This is a genomic window from Streptomyces bambusae (assembly GCF_019400985.1).
In the GTDB taxonomy this organism is placed as follows: domain Bacteria; phylum Actinomycetota; class Actinomycetes; order Streptomycetales; family Streptomycetaceae; genus Streptomyces; species Streptomyces bambusae_A.
In genome coordinates this window covers 15,977-32,083 of the sequence record NZ_WTFF01000040.1, presented here as the reverse complement: position 1 = coordinate 32,083, position 16,107 = coordinate 15,977, and the positions used below count along the sequence as shown (strand labels likewise).

Annotated in this window: 16 protein-coding genes; 15 read left to right on the top strand and 1 reads right to left on the bottom strand. The window is 70.9% G+C overall.

Annotated elements, in window-relative coordinates:
* The first annotated feature begins 293 nt into the window (after positions 1–293).
* From GPJ59_RS38870 to GPJ59_RS08820, 11 genes are all read left to right on the top strand, one after another.
* On the top strand, positions 294–377 hold the full coding sequence (locus GPJ59_RS38870) for a putative leader peptide (protein WP_309550570.1): 84 nt from the start codon (positions 294–296) through the stop codon (positions 375–377).
* Between the two features lie 190 nt (positions 378–567).
* Positions 568–2,271, top strand: a complete 1,704-nt coding sequence (locus tag GPJ59_RS08865) for a nitrite/sulfite reductase (RefSeq protein WP_219665919.1) — start codon at positions 568–570, stop codon at positions 2,269–2,271.
* Entirely contained in the window at positions 2,268–2,447 is a 180-nt protein-coding gene (locus GPJ59_RS08860; protein ID WP_219665918.1) for a DpnI domain-containing protein, read from the top strand. Before GPJ59_RS08865 ends, GPJ59_RS08860 begins: the two co-directional genes overlap by 4 nt.
* Positions 2,444–3,145 carry a phosphoadenylyl-sulfate reductase gene (locus tag GPJ59_RS08855; RefSeq protein WP_219665917.1) on the top strand — a complete coding sequence of 234 codons (702 nt, stop codon included), beginning with the start codon at positions 2,444–2,446 and terminating at the stop codon, positions 3,143–3,145. The genes GPJ59_RS08860 and GPJ59_RS08855 overlap by 4 nt, the downstream gene beginning before the upstream one ends.
* Before the next feature lie 47 nt (positions 3,146–3,192).
* The gene (cysC, locus tag GPJ59_RS08850; protein WP_219665922.1) at positions 3,193–3,738 is read left to right on the top strand and encodes an adenylyl-sulfate kinase; all 546 of its coding nucleotides are present in this window, start codon (positions 3,193–3,195) and stop codon (positions 3,736–3,738) included.
* Complete coding sequence (gene cysD / locus GPJ59_RS08845) at positions 3,735–4,676, top strand: sulfate adenylyltransferase subunit CysD (protein WP_219665916.1); 942 nt, start codon at positions 3,735–3,737, stop codon at positions 4,674–4,676. Before cysC ends, cysD begins: the two co-directional genes overlap by 4 nt.
* A gap of 2 nt (positions 4,677–4,678) precedes the next feature.
* Positions 4,679–6,010, top strand: a complete 1,332-nt coding sequence (locus tag GPJ59_RS08840; RefSeq protein WP_219665915.1) for a sulfate adenylyltransferase subunit 1 — start codon at positions 4,679–4,681, stop codon at positions 6,008–6,010.
* Positions 6,011–6,225: 215 nt separating this feature from the next.
* A complete protein-coding gene (locus tag GPJ59_RS08835) occupies positions 6,226–7,356 on the top strand; it encodes an aliphatic sulfonate ABC transporter substrate-binding protein (RefSeq protein ID WP_219665914.1) in 1,131 nt (376 codons plus the stop codon).
* Between the two features lie 37 nt (positions 7,357–7,393).
* Complete coding sequence (locus GPJ59_RS08830) at positions 7,394–8,188, top strand: ABC transporter ATP-binding protein (RefSeq protein WP_219665913.1); 795 nt, start codon at positions 7,394–7,396, stop codon at positions 8,186–8,188.
* Positions 8,175–9,071 carry an ABC transporter permease gene (locus tag GPJ59_RS08825; RefSeq protein WP_219665912.1) on the top strand — a complete coding sequence of 299 codons (897 nt, stop codon included), beginning with the start codon at positions 8,175–8,177 and terminating at the stop codon, positions 9,069–9,071. Before GPJ59_RS08830 ends, GPJ59_RS08825 begins: the two co-directional genes overlap by 14 nt.
* 8 nt (positions 9,072–9,079) lie before the next feature.
* Complete coding sequence (locus tag GPJ59_RS08820; protein ID WP_258024081.1) at positions 9,080–9,982, top strand: sirohydrochlorin chelatase; 903 nt, start codon at positions 9,080–9,082, stop codon at positions 9,980–9,982.
* Positions 9,983–10,253: 271 nt separating this feature from the next.
* Here GPJ59_RS08820 and GPJ59_RS08815 read toward each other — a convergent pair whose 3' ends face one another.
* Positions 10,254–11,411, bottom strand: a complete 1,158-nt coding sequence (locus GPJ59_RS08815) for a cystathionine gamma-synthase (protein WP_219665911.1) — start codon at positions 11,409–11,411, stop codon at positions 10,254–10,256.
* Positions 11,412–11,564: 153 nt separating this feature from the next.
* Here GPJ59_RS08815 and GPJ59_RS08810 point away from each other — a divergent pair, with 153 nt between their 5' ends.
* From GPJ59_RS08810 to GPJ59_RS08795, 4 genes are all read left to right on the top strand, one after another.
* Positions 11,565–12,677 carry a hypothetical protein gene (locus GPJ59_RS08810; protein WP_219665910.1) on the top strand — a complete coding sequence of 371 codons (1,113 nt, stop codon included), beginning with the start codon at positions 11,565–11,567 and terminating at the stop codon, positions 12,675–12,677.
* Positions 12,678–13,513: 836 nt separating this feature from the next.
* Positions 13,514–13,744 carry a hypothetical protein gene (locus GPJ59_RS08805; RefSeq protein WP_219665909.1) on the top strand — a complete coding sequence of 77 codons (231 nt, stop codon included), beginning with the start codon at positions 13,514–13,516 and terminating at the stop codon, positions 13,742–13,744.
* Between the two features lie 362 nt (positions 13,745–14,106).
* A complete protein-coding gene (locus GPJ59_RS08800) occupies positions 14,107–15,006 on the top strand; it encodes an ATP-binding cassette domain-containing protein (protein ID WP_258024084.1) in 900 nt (299 codons plus the stop codon).
* Entirely contained in the window at positions 15,003–15,920 is a 918-nt protein-coding gene (locus GPJ59_RS08795) for a hypothetical protein (protein WP_219665907.1), read from the top strand. The genes GPJ59_RS08800 and GPJ59_RS08795 overlap by 4 nt, the downstream gene beginning before the upstream one ends.
* Positions 15,921–16,107 lie beyond the last annotated feature (187 nt).

Sequence of the window (16,107 nt, the reverse complement as noted above, 5' to 3'; positions counted from 1 at the left end):
GCCCACCCCCGGGCGGGCACGCAGCGACCCGCCCCCACGCCGGCGCGCAGCGGCCCGCCCCCGGCAGGCGCGTAGCGGACCCACCCCCGGCAGGCACGCAGCGACCCGCCTCCGGGCGCGACACAGAGACCCGCCCCCGCGCCGGGCGCCAGCGGCACAGCTTTCCCCTTTTCGGACATCAGCCGCTCCCCCGCAGGGTGACCGGCGCCACACACGCCCACGTTTCGAGACGGTTCTGTCCACATCATGGACAGTAGTGGACTCCTCCAAGAGGCACATGACACGCTTCCGCCATGAATGGAGCTGGAATTGCCTTGGTGAGTCGACGTCACGTCGACCTCGGCCGCATGTCCAGCGCCATCTGTCCGGCGAGCTGAAAGATCCAGCCACCCGCCGTCGACTCCTTGCACCCCCTGGAACACCGTCCAGCCACCGCCTGACCGCAGTGGGCTGGATGAGCCGCATCTGCTGGCATCACCGCAGGTCAGCGCCGACCTGCTCGGACACGGGGCATCACCGCAAGGTAGCCCACCCCTGCCCAGAGCCGCTGAAGAAGGACTTACCGCCATGGCCGACAACACCCTCAAGCCCGCTGCCGCTCCCGCAGCCGCGCGCCGCAAGACCGGCCGCCACCGCGGCGAGGGTCAGTGGGCCGTCGGCCACCACACGCCCCTCAACGGCAACGAGCAGTTCAAGAAGGACGACGACGGTCTCAATGTGCGGACACGCATTGAGACGATCTACTCCAAGACCGGATTCGACTCGATCGACCCCAACGACCTGCGCGGACGCATGCGCTGGTGGGGCCTGTACACCCAGCGCAAGCCCGGGATCGACGGCGGCAGGACCGCGGTCCTGGAGCCGGAGGAGCTGGACGACAAGTACTTCATGCTGCGCGTGCGCATCGACGGCGGCCGGCTGACCACCGAGCAGCTGCGGGTGATCGGCGAGATCTCCGAGGAGTTCGCCCGCGGCACCGCCGACCTCACCGACCGGCAGAACGTGCAGTACCACTGGATCCGGATCGAGGACGTCCCGGAGATCTGGCGCCGGCTGGAGGCCGTCGGCCTGTCCACCACCGAGGCCTGCGGTGACACCCCGCGCGTCATCCTCGGCTCCCCGGTCGCCGGCATCGCCGAGGACGAGATCATCGACGGCACTCCCGCCATCGACGAGATCCACCGCCGCATCGTGGGCAACACGGACTTCTCCAACCTGCCCCGCAAGTTCAAGTCGGCCGTCTCCGGCTCGCCGCTGCTCGACGTGGCGCACGAGATCAACGACGTCGCCTTCGTCGGCGTCGAGCACCCCGAGCACGGCCCGGGCTTCGACGTCTGGGTCGGCGGCGGCCTGTCCACCAACCCCAAGCTGGGCGTGCGCCTGGGCGCCTGGGTCTCCCTGGACGAGGTCCCCGACGTCTACGAGGGCGTCATCTCGGTCTTCCGCGACTACGGCTACCGCCGACTGCGCACCCGCGCCCGGCTGAAGTTCCTCGTCGCCGACTGGGGCGCGCAGAAGTTCCGCCAGGTCCTGGAGGACGAGTACCTGGGGCGCAAGCTCACCGACGGCCCCGCCCCGCAGGAGCCCGCCGGCCGGTGGCGCGACCACATGGGCGTGCACCGCCAGCAGGACGGCCGCTTCTACATCGGCTTCGCCTCGCGCGTGGGCCGGGTCGACGGCGCCACCCTCAACAAGATTGCCGACGTGGCCGAGCAGCACGGCTCCGGCCGGCTGCGCACCACCGCCGACCAGAAGATGATCCTGCTGGACATCGAGGAGGCGCAGGTCGACTCGGCCGTCGCCGCCCTGGAGGCGCTCGACCTGCGGGTCGACCCGTCCCCGTTCCGGCGCGGCACGATGGCCTGCACCGGCATCGAGTTCTGCAAGCTGGCCATCGTCGAGACCAAGGCGCGCGGCGCCTCGCTGATCGACGAGCTGGAGCGCCGCCTGCCGGACTTCGACCAGCCGCTCACCATCAACATCAACGGCTGCCCGAACGCCTGCGCCCGTATCCAGGTGGCGGACATCGGTCTCAAGGGCCAGCTGGTCCTGGACGACGACGGCAACCAGGTGGAGGGCTACCAGGTCCACCTGGGCGGCGCCCTCGGCCTGGAGGCCGGCTTCGGCCGCAAGGTTCGCGGCCTGAAGGTCACCAAGGACGGGCTGCCCGACTACGTCGAGCGGGTCGTCAAGCGCTTCGAGGCGGAGCGCGAGGACGGCGAGCGGTTCGCGACCTGGGTCGGCCGCGCGAGCGACGAGAGCCTCTCATGAGCGGCCGCGCCGCCCCGTTCTACTGCCCGTACTGCGGCGACGAGGACCTGTTCCCGAACGAGCAGGGCCACGGCGCCTGGGAATGCAGGTCGTGCAACCGGGCCTTCCAGCTGAAGTACCTCGGGCTGCTGGCCCGCGGGCTTCGGACCGACACCACTGGAGGGGAAGCGATATGACGACGGTTCAGGAGAGCGGCGACCTCAAGGCGCTCGCCGAGCAGGCCGGGCGTGACCTGGAGGACGCCTCCGCGCTGGAGATCCTCACCTGGGCGGCCGAGACCTTCGGCAAGAAGTTCTGCGTGACCTCCTCCATGGAGGACGCGGTCGTCGCCCACCTGGCCTCCCGGGCCATGCCCGGCGTGGACGTGGTGTTCCTCGACACGGGCTACCACTTCGAGGAGACCATCGGCACCCGCGACGCGGTCGAGGCCGTGATGGACGTCAACGTCATCACCCTCACCCCGCGCCGGACGGTGGCCGAGCAGGACGCGCAGTACGGCCCGAAGCTGCACGACCGCGACCCCGACCTGTGCTGCGCGCTGCGCAAGGTCAAGCCGCTGGAGGAGGGCCTGACCGCGTACGACGCGTGGGCCACCGGGCTGCGCCGCGACGAGTCCCCGACCCGGGCGAACACCCCGGTGGTCGGCTGGGACGAGAAGCGGCAGAAGGTCAAGATCTCCCCCATAGCCCGCTGGACCCAGGACGACGTGGACGCGTACGTCGCCGAGCACGGCGTGCTCACCAACCCGCTCCTGATGGACGGCTACGCCTCCGTCGGCTGCGCCCCCTGCACCCGCCGCGTGGCGGAGGGCGAGGACGCGCGGGCCGGCCGCTGGGCCGGCCGGGCCAAGATCGAGTGCGGACTGCACGGCTGATGACCACCATGACACCCACCAACGACACGGAACCTACGGAGAAGCGGATGAGCGTGACCGGCCAGGGAGCCACGGTGTGGCTGACCGGTCTGCCCAGCGCGGGCAAGACCACCATCGCCTACGCGCTCGCCGAGCGGCTGCGCGGCGAGGGCCACCGGGTGGAGGTCCTCGACGGCGACGAGATCCGCGAGTTCCTCTCCGCCGGCCTCGGCTTCAGCCGCGAGGACCGCCACACCAACGTGCAGCGGATCGGCTTCGTCGCCGAGCTGCTCAGCCGCAACGGCGTCAAGGCGCTGGTGCCGGTCATCGCGCCGTACGCGGACAGCCGCGAGGCGGTGCGCAAGCGGCACGCCGCCGCGGCGACGGACTACGTCGAGGTGCACGTGGCCACCCCGGTCGAGGTGTGCTCCGAGCGTGATGTGAAGGGCCTGTACGCCAAGCAGGCCGCGGGCGAGATCTCCGGGCTGACCGGGGTCGACGACCCGTACGAGGCGCCGGAGTCCCCGGACCTCCGTATCGAGTCGCACACCCAGTCCGTGCAGGAGTCGGCCGACTCCCTGTACGCGCTGCTCACCGAGAGGGGTCTGGCATGACCACCGCCGCGCACCTGCACACCGAGGCCGACGCCGACGCCCCGTACGCGCTGTCGCACCTGGACTCGCTGGAGTCCGAGGCCGTGCACATCTTCCGCGAGGTGGCGGGCGAGTTCGAGAAGCCGGTGATCCTCTTCTCCGGCGGCAAGGACTCCATCGTCATGCTGCACCTGGCGCTGAAGGCCTTCGCCCCGGCTCCGGTGCCGTTCGCCCTGCTGCACGTGGACACCGGGCACAACTTCCCCGAGGTCATCGACTACCGGGACCGCACGGTCGCGAAGCACGGCCTGCGCCTGCACGTGGCCTCCGTCCAGGAGTACATCGACGCCGGCAAGCTGCGCGAGCGCCCGGACGGCACCCGCAACCCGCTGCAGACGGTCCCGCTGACCGAGGCCATCCAGCAGCACAGGTTCGACGCCGTGTTCGGCGGCGGGCGCCGCGACGAGGAGAAGGCCCGGGCCAAGGAGCGGGTGTTCTCGCTGCGCGACGAGTTCTCCCAGTGGGACCCGCGCCGCCAGCGCCCCGAGCTGTGGCAGCTCTACAACGGCCGCCACGCGCCCGGCGAGCACGTCCGCGTCTTCCCGCTGTCCAACTGGACCGAGCTGGACGTGTGGCAGTACATCGCCCGCGAGGGCATCGAGCTGCCGGAGATCTACTTCGCGCACGAGCGGGACGTGTTCCTGCGCAGCGGCATGTGGCTGACGGCCGGCGAGTGGGGCGGCCCGAAGGACACCGAGACGGTGGAGAAGCGGATCGTCCGCTACCGCACCGTCGGTGACATGTCCTGCACCGGCGCCGTCGACTCCGACGCCACCACGCTCGATGCCGTGATCGCCGAGATCGCCGTCTCCCGCCTGACCGAGCGGGGCGCGACCCGCGCCGACGACAAGCTGTCCGAGGCCGCGATGGAAGACCGCAAGCGCGAAGGGTACTTCTAGACATGACCAGCACCACCGAGCAGCTCAGCGCCACCACGCTGCTGCGCTTCGCCACGGCCGGATCCGTCGACGACGGCAAGTCCACCCTGGTCGGCCGGCTGCTGCACGACTCCAAGTCGGTCCTGGAGGACCAGCTGGAGGCCGTGGAGCGGGTGTCCGCCGACCGCGGTCAGGACGCCCCCGACCTGGCCCTCCTGACCGACGGCCTGCGGGCCGAGCGGGAGCAGGGCATCACCATCGACGTGGCCTACCGCTACTTCGCCACCGCCCGCCGCCGGTTCATCCTGGCCGACACCCCCGGGCACGTGCAGTACACCCGGAACATGGTCACCGGCGCCTCCACCGCCGAGCTGGCCGTGGTCCTGGTCGACGCCCGCAACGGCGTGGTCGAGCAGACCCGCCGGCACGCGGCCGTCGCCGCCCTGCTGCGCGTCCCGCACGTGGTCCTGGCCGTGAACAAGATGGACCTGGTGGGCTACGAGGAGGCGGTCTTCGCGAAGATCGCCGAGGAGTTCACCACGTACGCCTCCGATCTCGGTGTCCCCGAGATCACCGCGATCCCGATCTCGGCGCTGGCCGGCGACAACGTGGTGGAGCCCTCCTCCAACATGGACTGGTACGGCGGCCCGACGGTGCTGGAGCACCTGGAGACCGTGCCGGTCAGCCACGACCTGACGGCCTGCCCGGCGCGCTTCCCGGTGCAGTACGTGATCCGCCCGCAGAGCGCCGAGCACCCCGACTACCGGGGCTACGCCGGCCAGATCGCCTCCGGCGTGCTGCGCGTCGGCGAGCCGGTCACCGTGCTGCCGTCCGGCCGTACCTCGGTGATCGAGGGCATCGACGCGCTCGGCGAGAGCGTCGACATCGCCTGGGCGCCGCAGTCGGTGACGCTCCGCCTCGCCGACGACATCGACATCTCGCGCGGCGACCTGATCGCGCCGACCGCGACGGCCCCGGCCACCACGCAGGACGTCGAGGCGACGGTCTGCCACGTGGCCGACCAGCCGCTGACGGTGGGTGCCCGGGTCCTGCTCAAGCACACCACCCGCACGGTGAAGGCCATCGTCAAGGAGATCCCGTCCAGGCTCACGCTGGACGACCTCTCCCAGCACCCGGACCCGGGTCAGCTGGTGGCCAACGACATCGGCCGCGTGGTCGTCCGTACGGCCGAGCCGCTCGCGCTCGACGCGTACGCCGACTCGCGCCGCACCGGGTCCTTCCTGCTGATCGACCCGGCCGACGGCACCACGCTCGCGGCGGGCATGGCGGGCGCGTCCTTCGCCTCCGAGGCGAAGACCGCTCCCGTGCAGGACGACGAGGGATGGGACTTCTGACGGTGTCTGCCGACATCTTCTCCACCTTCGCCAAGGAGGGCGGCCGCGTGGGCAGCGGCGCCCTGGGCAGCGGCCAGGGAGGAGTGGCGCGATGTGTGCGATGACGTACGCGCACTGCCTGCGCGCCCTCACCCCCCACGAGCCGTACCCGCCCCCGCTCCACCGACGAAGACGTGCCGCATGAATTGACGGCACGTCACGAGAGGACCATCTCCGTGCCTGCCACCGGTTCGACCACACCCAGCACCCTGCGCCGCGGCCTCGCCGCCGCCGCTGCCCTGCCGCTGCTGATCGGCGCCCTCGCCTCCTGCGGCTACGGCTCCCAGGCCAAGCAGGACGACACCGCGGCCAAGCCGGCAGCCGCCGACGGCGGCGCGAAGCTGTCCGCCGCCGAGGTCCGCATCGGGTACTTCCCGAACCTCACCCACGCCACCGCCCTGGTCGGCCTCCAGGAGGGCCTGATCCAGAAGGAGCTCGGCGGCACCGCGCTCAAGCCGCAGACCTTCAACGCCGGCCCGTCCGAGATCGAGGCGCTCAACGGCGGCTCGCTGGACATCGGCTTCATCGGCCCCTCGCCGTCCATCAACGCCTACGTGAAGTCCAAGGGGAAGAACCTGCGGATCGTCTCCGGCTCCGCCTCCGGCGGCGTGAAGCTGGTGGTGAACCCGGACAGGATCAAGACCCTCGACGACATCAAGGGCAAGAAGATCGCCACTCCGCAGAAGGGCAACACGCAGGACGTGGCGTTCCTGAACTGGATCTCCGAGAAGGGCTGGAAGGTCGACCCGGAGTCCGGCAAGGGTGACGTCTCCGTCGTCCGCACCGACAACAAGGTGACCCCGGACGCCTTCAAGCAGGGCTCCATCGACGGCGCGTGGGTGCCCGAGCCGACCGCGTCCAAGCTGGTCAGCGACGGCGCGAAGGTCCTCCTCGACGAGACCGAGCTGTGGCCCGACAAGAAGTTCGTGATCACGAACGTCATCGTGTCGCAGAAGTTCCTCAAGGAGCACCCGGACGTGGTGGAGGCCGTGCTCAAGGGCACGGTGAAGACCAACGAGTGGATCAACGCCAACCCCGACAAGGCGAAGGCCTCGGCCAACGCGGCGCTGGAGAAGGAGACCGGCAAGCCGCTCGACGCCAAGATCATCGACCCGGCCTGGCAGTCCTTCGCGGTCACCGACGACCCGCTGGCCCCGACCCTGAAGACCCAGGCCGACTACGCGGTGAAGGCCAAGCTCATCGAGCAGCCCGACCTGAGCGGCATCTACGACCTGACGCTCCTGAACAAGGTGCTGAAGGCCGCAGGCAAGCCCGAGGTCGCCGACGCCGGTCTCGGCGCGAAGTAACTCCACCCGCCCCGTAAGTCCCCAGGAGGTGACGACCATGGCCACGACGCTTGCCACGGCTGCCGAGGGTTCCGCCGTAGCGACGGTGGAGCGCGCCGCCCGTATCGAGCACGTCTCGAAGTCCTTCTCCGGCCCGGCCGGTACGCAGCTCGTCCTGGACGACATCAGCCTCGATGTCGCGCCCGGCGAGTTCGTCACGATCCTGGGGGCCTCGGGGTGCGGCAAGTCCACGCTCCTGAACCTGGTCGCGGGGCTGGACAAGCCGTCCGCGGGCTCGATCGAGACCGCGGGCCGTCCGGCGCTGATGTTCCAGGAGCACGCCCTCTTCCCGTGGCTGACCGCGGGCAAGAACATCGAACTGGCCCTGCGGCTGCGCGGGGTCGCCAAGTCCGAGCGGCGCGGCGAGGCCGAGCGGCTGCTGGAGCTGGTCCGGCTCGGCGGGGCGTACGGCAAGCGGGTGCACGAGCTGTCCGGCGGCATGCGCCAGCGCGTGGCCCTGGCCCGGGCGCTGGCGCAGGACAGCCGGCTGCTGCTGATGGACGAGCCGTTCGCGGCCCTGGACGCCATCACCCGGGACGTGCTGCACGGCGAGCTCACCCGCATCTGGGCGGAGACCGGCGTGTCGGTCCTGTTCGTCACGCACAACGTGCGCGAGGCCGTCCGCCTGGCCCAGCGCGTGGTCCTGCTCTCCTCCCGGCCCGGCCGGGTGGCGAAGGAATGGACCGTGGACATCCCGCAGCCGCGCCGCATCGAGGACGCGGCCGTCGCGGAGCTGTCCCTGGAGATCACTGAACACCTGCGTGGGGAGATCCGCCGCCATGGCCAGCACTGACACCGCCCCGAAGGCGGCCGCCAAGGCGGACGACCTCGCCGGCCTGGAGGCCGGGCTGGACGCCCTCGACGCCGTCGAGGTCCGCCGTACGCCGGTCCGCGAGGTCCTCGTCAAGAAGGTCCTGCCGCCCGTCGTCGCGGTCGGCCTGGTCCTGGCGGTCTGGCAGGTCCTCGTCTCGGCGAAGGTCACCGAGGAGACCAAGCTCCCGCCGCTGTCCGCGGTCTGGGCGAGCCTGTCCCAGATGTGGCTGCAGGGCACCCTGCTGGACGTCATCTGGACCTCGGTCTCCCGCGGCATGCTGGGCTTCCTGCTGGCCCTGGCCATCGGTACCCCGCTGGGTCTGCTGGTCGCCCGGGTGAAGCTGGTCCGGGCCGCGATCGGCCCCATCCTGTCCGGTCTGCAGTCCCTGCCGTCCGTGGCGTGGGTGCCGCCGGCCGTCCTCTGGTTCGGCCTGAACGACGCGATGATGTACACCGTCATCCTGCTCGGCGCGGTCCCGTCCATCGCCAACGGCCTCGTCTCCGGCGTGGACCAGGTCCCCCCGCTGTTCCTGCGCGCCGGGCGGACCCTGGGCGCCACCGGCGTCAAGGGCGTCTGGCACGTGGTCATGCCGGCCGCGCTGCCCGGCTACCTGGCCGGTCTCAAGCAGGGCTGGGCCTTCTCGTGGCGCTCGCTGATGGCGGCGGAGATCATCGCCTCCTCGCCCGACCTCGGCCTGGGCCTGGGCCAGTTGCTGGAGAACGGCCGCAACAACATCGACCTGCCGGGCGTGTTCCTGGCCATCATCCTGATCCTGGTCGTGGGCATCGCCATCGACCTGCTGATCTTCAGCCCGGTCGAGCGGTGGGTGCTGCGCAGCCGCGGCCTGCTGGCCAGGAGCTGACGGCCGCCATGCGTCCGCCGTACGCCGCCCAGCAGCCCGCGCGCCGCCCGCGGCACCCTGGGCTGCCCGCCCACGGGGCTGCCCCCGGGTCTGCCCTGGGGCTGCCCGCCGACGGGGCCGCCGACGGGTCTGCCCCCGGGTCCACCCGCCGGCCCGCCCTGCTCGTCATCGCGCACGGCAGCCGCGACCCGCGGCACGCGGCGACCGTGCACGCCCTGACCCGGCGGGTGCGGGCGCTGCGGCCGGGGCTGCGGGTGGAGACCGCGTTCCTGGACTTCGACACCCCGTCGGTGTCCCAGGCGCTCGCCTCGCTGTACCTGTCGGGGGTCCGCGAGGTCGTGGCCCTCCCCCTGCTGCTCACCCGCGCCTTCCACGCGAAGGCCGACGTACCGGCGGCGCTGTCGGAGTCCACCGCCCGGCTGCCGGAGCTCCGCGTCCGGATCGCGGACGTACTGGGCCCGTCCCCCCTGCTGACGGCGGCGCTGGACCGCCGGCTGCGGGAGGCCGGGCTGACCCCGGCGGACCGCGCCACCACCGGTGTGGTGCTCGCGTCCGCCGGTTCCACCGACCCGGAGGCGATCGCAGTGATCGCAGAAATCGCGCGGGAGTGGCGGCACACCGGTTGGTGCGCCGTGCGGCCTGCGTTCGCCTCCGCGGCGCTCCCCCGTACGGAGGACGCCGTACGCGCGCTGCGCGCCGAAGGGGTTCGGCGCGTGGCCGTGGCCCCGTACGTCATCGCTCCCGGCCGGCTGCCCGACCGGATCGCCGCGGGGGCGGCGGCGGCCGGTGCGGATGTCGTGGCCGGGGTCCTGGGCGCGGCCCCGGAGCTCGCCCGGCTCCTGCTCCACCGCTACGAGGCCGCACTGGCGGCCCCGACCCCACACCCGGCCCGCGCCGCCGTACCGGCCTGACCGCTGCGCGGGGCTTCTTCCCCTACCCGCCCCTTCCCGAAACTGGGGCTCCGCCCCAGACCCCGTTCCGTGCGCTCCGCGCCCGGTGCGCTCAAACGCCGCGCGGGCTGGATTTGCAAATCCCAGCCCCGCCGGCGTTTGAGGCGCGGGGGTACGGGGGCGGAGCCCCCGAAACCGGGGCCCGGGGCCGCACCCCGCCACGCGGCGGAGCCGCATATCCGGTACAGCGGGAAGGGGCGGGGAGGGGAGAGGCCCCGCGCAGCGGACGAGCTCAGCCCAGCGCCTGCGTCAGATCCGCCAGCAGGTCATCCACGGCCTCGATGCCCACCGACAGGCGAACGAGGTCGCCCGGGACCTCCAGCGCCGACCCGGCCACCGACGCGTGCGTCATCCGCCCCGGGTGCTCGATCAGCGACTCCACCCCGCCCAGCGACTCGCCGAGCGTGAACAGCCGCGCCCGGTTGCACACCTCGACCGCCGCCTCCTCGCCGCCCGCGACGCGGAAGGAGATCATGCCGCCGAAGCGCTTCATCTGCTTGGCCGCGACCTCGTGACCCGGGTGCTCCGGCAGGCCCGGGTACAGGACCTGGGTGACCTTCGGGTGGCGGGTCAGCATGTCCGCGACGCGGGTCGCGTTCTCGCTGTGCCGGTCCATCCGCACCGCCAGGGTCTTGATCCCGCGCAGCACGATCCAGGAGTCGAAGGGGCCGGCCACGGCGCCCATCGCGTTCTGGTGGTAGGCGAGCTCCTCGCCGAGCTCCGCGTCCGCCGTCACCAGCGCGCCGCCGACCACGTCGGAGTGGCCGCCCATGTACTTCGTCAGCGAGTGCACGACGACGTCCGCGCCCAGGGCCAGCGGCTGCTGGAGGTAGGGGGAGGCGAAGGTGTTGTCGACGACCAGGCGGACGCCCGCCGAGCGCGCGATGTCGGCGATCGCCGCGATGTCGGTGATGCCGAGCAGCGGGTTCGAGGGGGTCTCGACCCAGATGACCTTCGTACGGTCGTTCATCGCGGCGCGCACCGACGCCGGGTCGGAGGTGTCGGCGACCGACCATTCCACACCCCAGCGGGCCACGACCTTCGCGAACAGGCGGAACGTGCCGCCGTACGCGTCGTTCGGGATGACCACGTGGTCGCCGGGCGCGAGCAGCGTCCGCAGCAGGCAGTCCTCGGCCGCGAGGCCCGAGGCGAAGGCCAGGCCGCGCCGGCCGTTCTCCAGCGCCGCGAGGTTCTCCTCCAGCGCCGTACGGGTCGGGTTGGCGCTGCGGCTGTACTCGTAACCGCCGCGCAGGCCGCCGACGCCGTCCTGCTTGTACGTCGACACCTGATAGATCGGGGGCACGACCGCGCCGGTCAGCGGGTCGGCGGTGTTGCCCGCGTGGATGGCGCGGGTCTCGAAGCTCTGGTGCTCGTGGCTGTGGTCACTCATGGGGCAGAGCCTAAGCCCCGGCAGGGCCCGGCGGCCTGCCGGAACGCGGCGCCGTCCCCGGCGGCACGCGGCCCGCCCGCGCGGCCCGCCCGCGCCGATTTCACAGAACGTTCGTATTGGCCTCGGGGCGGGGGTGTCTGGTTCGCTGGACCCATGGAGATTCTGTGGTTCCTGATCGCGGTCGGCCTGCTGGTGGCCGCCCTGTCCCCGGTCATACGGCGCCGGCGCGACGCCGTGCGCCTGGCCGCCCCCGGCAGCCCTGACGCCGCCGACCCCGAGAACTACGGATTCGTCCGGCAGGAACAGCTCGACATCCGCGTCCCCGGGCCCGACCAGGACCTGATGGACGCCCTCGGCAACGTGCAGCGCAGCGGCCAGTGGCAGGCCGCCTCCCAGCTACTCGCCGGTACGCCGCGCGACGGCGAGCAGCGCTGGCAGCGGGTGCAGGCGTTCGCCGGTGCGGCGGCGCTGGAGCTCATGCAGACGCCGGGCGCCGGTGCGCCGTGGCTGAAGGCGTGGCGCCTGGAGGCCCCGAAGGACGCGGGCGGCGCGCAGGTGCACGCGGAGCTGCTGGTGCAGCAGGCCTGGCGCAGCTCGGGCGGTGTCGGCTCGACCGACCACCGCATCATCCTGGAGGAGGCCCGCGCGGCGTGCGCGGAGGCGGCCCTGCTGGCACCGGGCGACCCGGTCCCGTACATCGTCGAACTGGCCGTGGCGCGCGGACTGGGCTACTCGGAGGCGGAGTTCGACGCGCTGTGGGCGAAGGTCATCGACCGGGCGCCGCAGCACATGGGCGCTCACCTGGCCGCCCTGCACTACTGGTGCGAGAAGTGGCACGGCTCGCGCGAGAAGGCCGACGCCTTCGCGCACGCGGCGGCGGCGCGGGCGCCGCAGGGCTCGCTGCTGGCGGCGCTGCCGCTGTTCGCGGTGTACGAGCACCTCCCCGAGATCACCATGGTGCAGTCCTTCTTCCAGAGCGCGGTCGTCACACGCGCCGTCGAAGGCGCCCTGTTCGCGGTCCACAACGCCCGCCCCGACGACCCGATGCTGGCCCACGCCCGCCACCTGCTGCTCTGGTTCCTGGTCCGCTCCGAGCGGTGGGCGGAGGCGATGGAACAACTGCGCCACGTGGACGGCTACGTAGGCGCCCTCCCCTGGTCCCACCAACCGGACCCGGCAGCCGCGTACGCGATCAACCGCGCCCTGGCGGTAGCGGGCTACGAGGCAAACGGCGGGACTCCGGCGACCCTGCGAGGCCACTGGTAGGCAACGGCTGCCCTGCCGCTCGGGGGCTGGTCCCGTACTTCGCGGGTCGTTGATTCGTATGGTGCGACCGGTCCGGGAGTGTCCCGGGCCGGTCGTATGGCGTTGGTCCGGGTGGGTCGATGGCTTCCCGGCCACCACGACCACGGTCCCAGCGTCAGCGTCTTGAGTGCGTGGTGACGACTGTGGTGGAGAAGCGTCTGGGTGCTCTGCCTGTCGCTGCCTGGTTTCTGCGCGGTTGGGTTCTCAGCCAGTGCTTGCGTCGGACCAGCCGTTTGCAACGGCCGGGCGGGCGGCCCCCGACTCGGCACGACGATGTCTCCGTTCCAACGAGGTACGCGCATCCGTGGTGGCGGTATGCGGTCATCGTGGAAAGGGTCACGCCACCAGGCGTCTGTTACGAGTCATTCTCGGGCCGGCCGGGTTACCGAAGCGGTCCGTTTACTTCGACGGAGGCAGTCCGAATATCGCTGTCCGGAATTTTGTGGGCAATTTTTGTCGAACATTTTCCGTCGACTTGGCCGAGAAATTGGCTACCTATGGCGCCAATGTGACGCAGATTGAGCCCTTCCGATGCGAATGGACGTCAACTCGCGCTGGAGCAAGTGGTTCCGGTGCGCGTCGCTCGTGGTCTTGTTCACTATCAGTGCCGGTTGATCGATTACCGGACGGGGGGCTAGGTTCCCTGTCGTCACGCCCCGACCAGACCAACCGTCGGACGGGGATCAATTCACGGGGAAGAAGACCGCGGGGGCACGGGTTCATGCCTGGAAAACATCGCCTGCGCTCACGCATGCCTTCTTCATGCGTCCGGGGCGCCCGCCGCCTCCGCCGCAGACGTGGCTGCCGTTGAGCAGGCCGCCGCCGCGGACAAGGGCAAGGTGTTCATCGAGCTCCTCAAGCGCACGGGTGGTCTGTTCAAGAAGGCCGTCGAGAAGGCCAAGGCCGGCGGCGCCGCGTTCAACGAGTGGATGAAGAACCAGCACTGGACCGTGCGCGCCGCCTGGTGGGCGCTCAGCGGCAGCGCCCAGACCTGGGTCATCAACTACCTGGCCGACCAGATCGGCTGATCCTTCGGGCCGCCCTCCCACGTCTTCGTGGGAGGGCGGCCCTCCTGCTCTGTCACGACTGGAAAGGCGCGCATGACCACCAGCGCATCCGGATCCACACCGGTGGACCGCTTCTTCGCAGTTCCCATGGTTCTGCTCGCCCTGACCGCCCCTGTCTTTCTCCTCGGAGGCGATGCCGGTCGTACTCCTGGATGGCTGCTCTACGGAGCCGGCCTGCTGATGACCATCTGCGGATTCCTCTACTGTGCCCTGACTCGTAAGAGTCCCAGCTGGGGCGGGGCGAGTTGCATGGCTGGCGCTGTCATCATCGGTGCGGTCGCCCTGAACCGTTTCGGGTGGCCCTGGTGACCGGTACGCCCGGCATGCCCGCAAGCGGTGTAGCCGCTGTGGCACTGAGCCGGTCTTTCGGCCCCAGAACCGTTCTGCACGATGTGTCCCTGCACGCACCGGCCGGCTCGGTGACGGGACTTCTTGGGGCCAACGGTGCGGGGAAGAGCACCGCCATCCGCATCATGCTCGGCCTTCTCAGGGGCGGAGGTCAGACCCTCTTCTTCGGGCAGCCACTGTCCGCTTGGAGCTCTCCTGGTCATGTGGTCGGGGCAGTCCTCGGTGGCGTAGCAGGCCACCCCGCCCACCAGGTCCGAACCCATCTGACCATGGTCGCCAAAGGCCTCGGCCTGCCCAAGAGCCGGGTCGACGAGGTCCTGGACATGGTGGGACTGAGGGAAGCCGCCGGGCTGAGGCTCAAGGCCCTCTCGCTGGGCATGGCCCAGCGGGTCGGTATCGCCCAGGCGATGCTCGGGAACCCGCCAGTGCTCATCCTCGACGAACCGGGTAACGGCCTCGACCCGCATTCCCTGCGCTGGTTGCGTACCTTCCTGTGCGACCTGGCCAGGGAAGGGCGGGCAGTTCTCGTCTCCAGCCACTTGCTTCCTGAGATGGAACAGCTGGCCGACGGGGTGGTCGTGCTCGCGCGCGGCAAGGTGGTCGCACAGACCACGATGCGCGAGATCACCACCCGGACCGGAACCGTTACCGCGCAGAGCCCGTCTCCTGATCGCCTGGCCGCCCTTGTGGAGCAGGCCGGCGGCACTACGCGCCCGCTGCAAGACGGCATGATCTCGATCAGCGGGCTCGACCGCTTCCGGGTCGGGGCGCTGGCTGCCGCGGACTCACTACCCCTGACCTGGCTCGACGAGCGGACATCCTCTCTGGAGGAGTACTACCTCTCCGTCGCGCAGGAGGAGTTCCACATCCGATGAGCACCCAGACGACGGATCCCATGCAGCCGGGCCCCGGTCCGTTCCCGGCCGGGACGGCAGCGGATACACCAGGTGGCCCGCCGCACACTCCTCACCCTGCCCGTGCGTTGCGCCGGGCCGCAGCCTACGAATGGCATCATCTGCGTGGATTGCGTGCCACCTGGGTCCTGCTGTCCGTGGCGGCGGTCCTGACTGTCGGCAACGGAGTGAGCCTGCTGCTTGTGGCCGACACAGACTCCGCCCCCACCCCCGCAACGGTGGCGGACGCTCTCCAGTGGGCTCCCGCCGCCACCCAACTGCCTCTGCTGGCCCTGCTGCTGATAGCCCTGGGCACGAGCTCTGTCAGCACCGACCTCACACGCGGGGCTGCCCGTACGACCTGGCTGACCGCCGCGTCCCGGACGACTGCCTTCGTTGCGAAACTGTGCGTCGCGGCACTACTGACGTCCGCCACAGCCGTGGTGACCGTGCTGATCGCTGGGGCTGCCGGAGCATCAGCCCTGGCCATGAGTGGCACTCCTCAGCCCGCATGGGAGCAGACTCTGCCCGCGCTCCTGCGTTTCACGCTTGTTATGGCCTGCTGGCCCGTGCTGGCCGGCTCCGTGGCAGCCCTCCTCCGCAACCGGGTATGGACCGTGCTCCTACTCGTCCTGTGGCCACTGATCATCGAACGACTGACAGGGCTACTGCTCGGCCGTCTGCTCGGCATCTCCGCACTGCACGAAGTACTGCCCTTCGCTGCCGCCAGAGCCGCCATGGCCGACGCGTCGGACACCAGCACGGACGCCTCGCCTGCGCAGGGGCTACTCGACAACGGGCTCGGACCCTGGACCGGACTGATGGTTCACGTCCTTTTCGCCCTCGCCGTCGCAGTCGCCGGGGCGTGGGCCTATCGACGACGAGACGGAGCGTAAGCAACGCGATCCACTGTTTGTCTCAACTTGTCAGTCCCATCCGGCGGCAGAGACCGCGGAGTTGGGGGGATCGTGGCGCCCAGGGCGCGATCAGCACTCGCCGATGACCGTGCGGAGATTCCGCCGCGGCCCCGAATACACCGGACGACCGCTGCGTACGCCCATTCGTAACGATCGGGATTCCAGG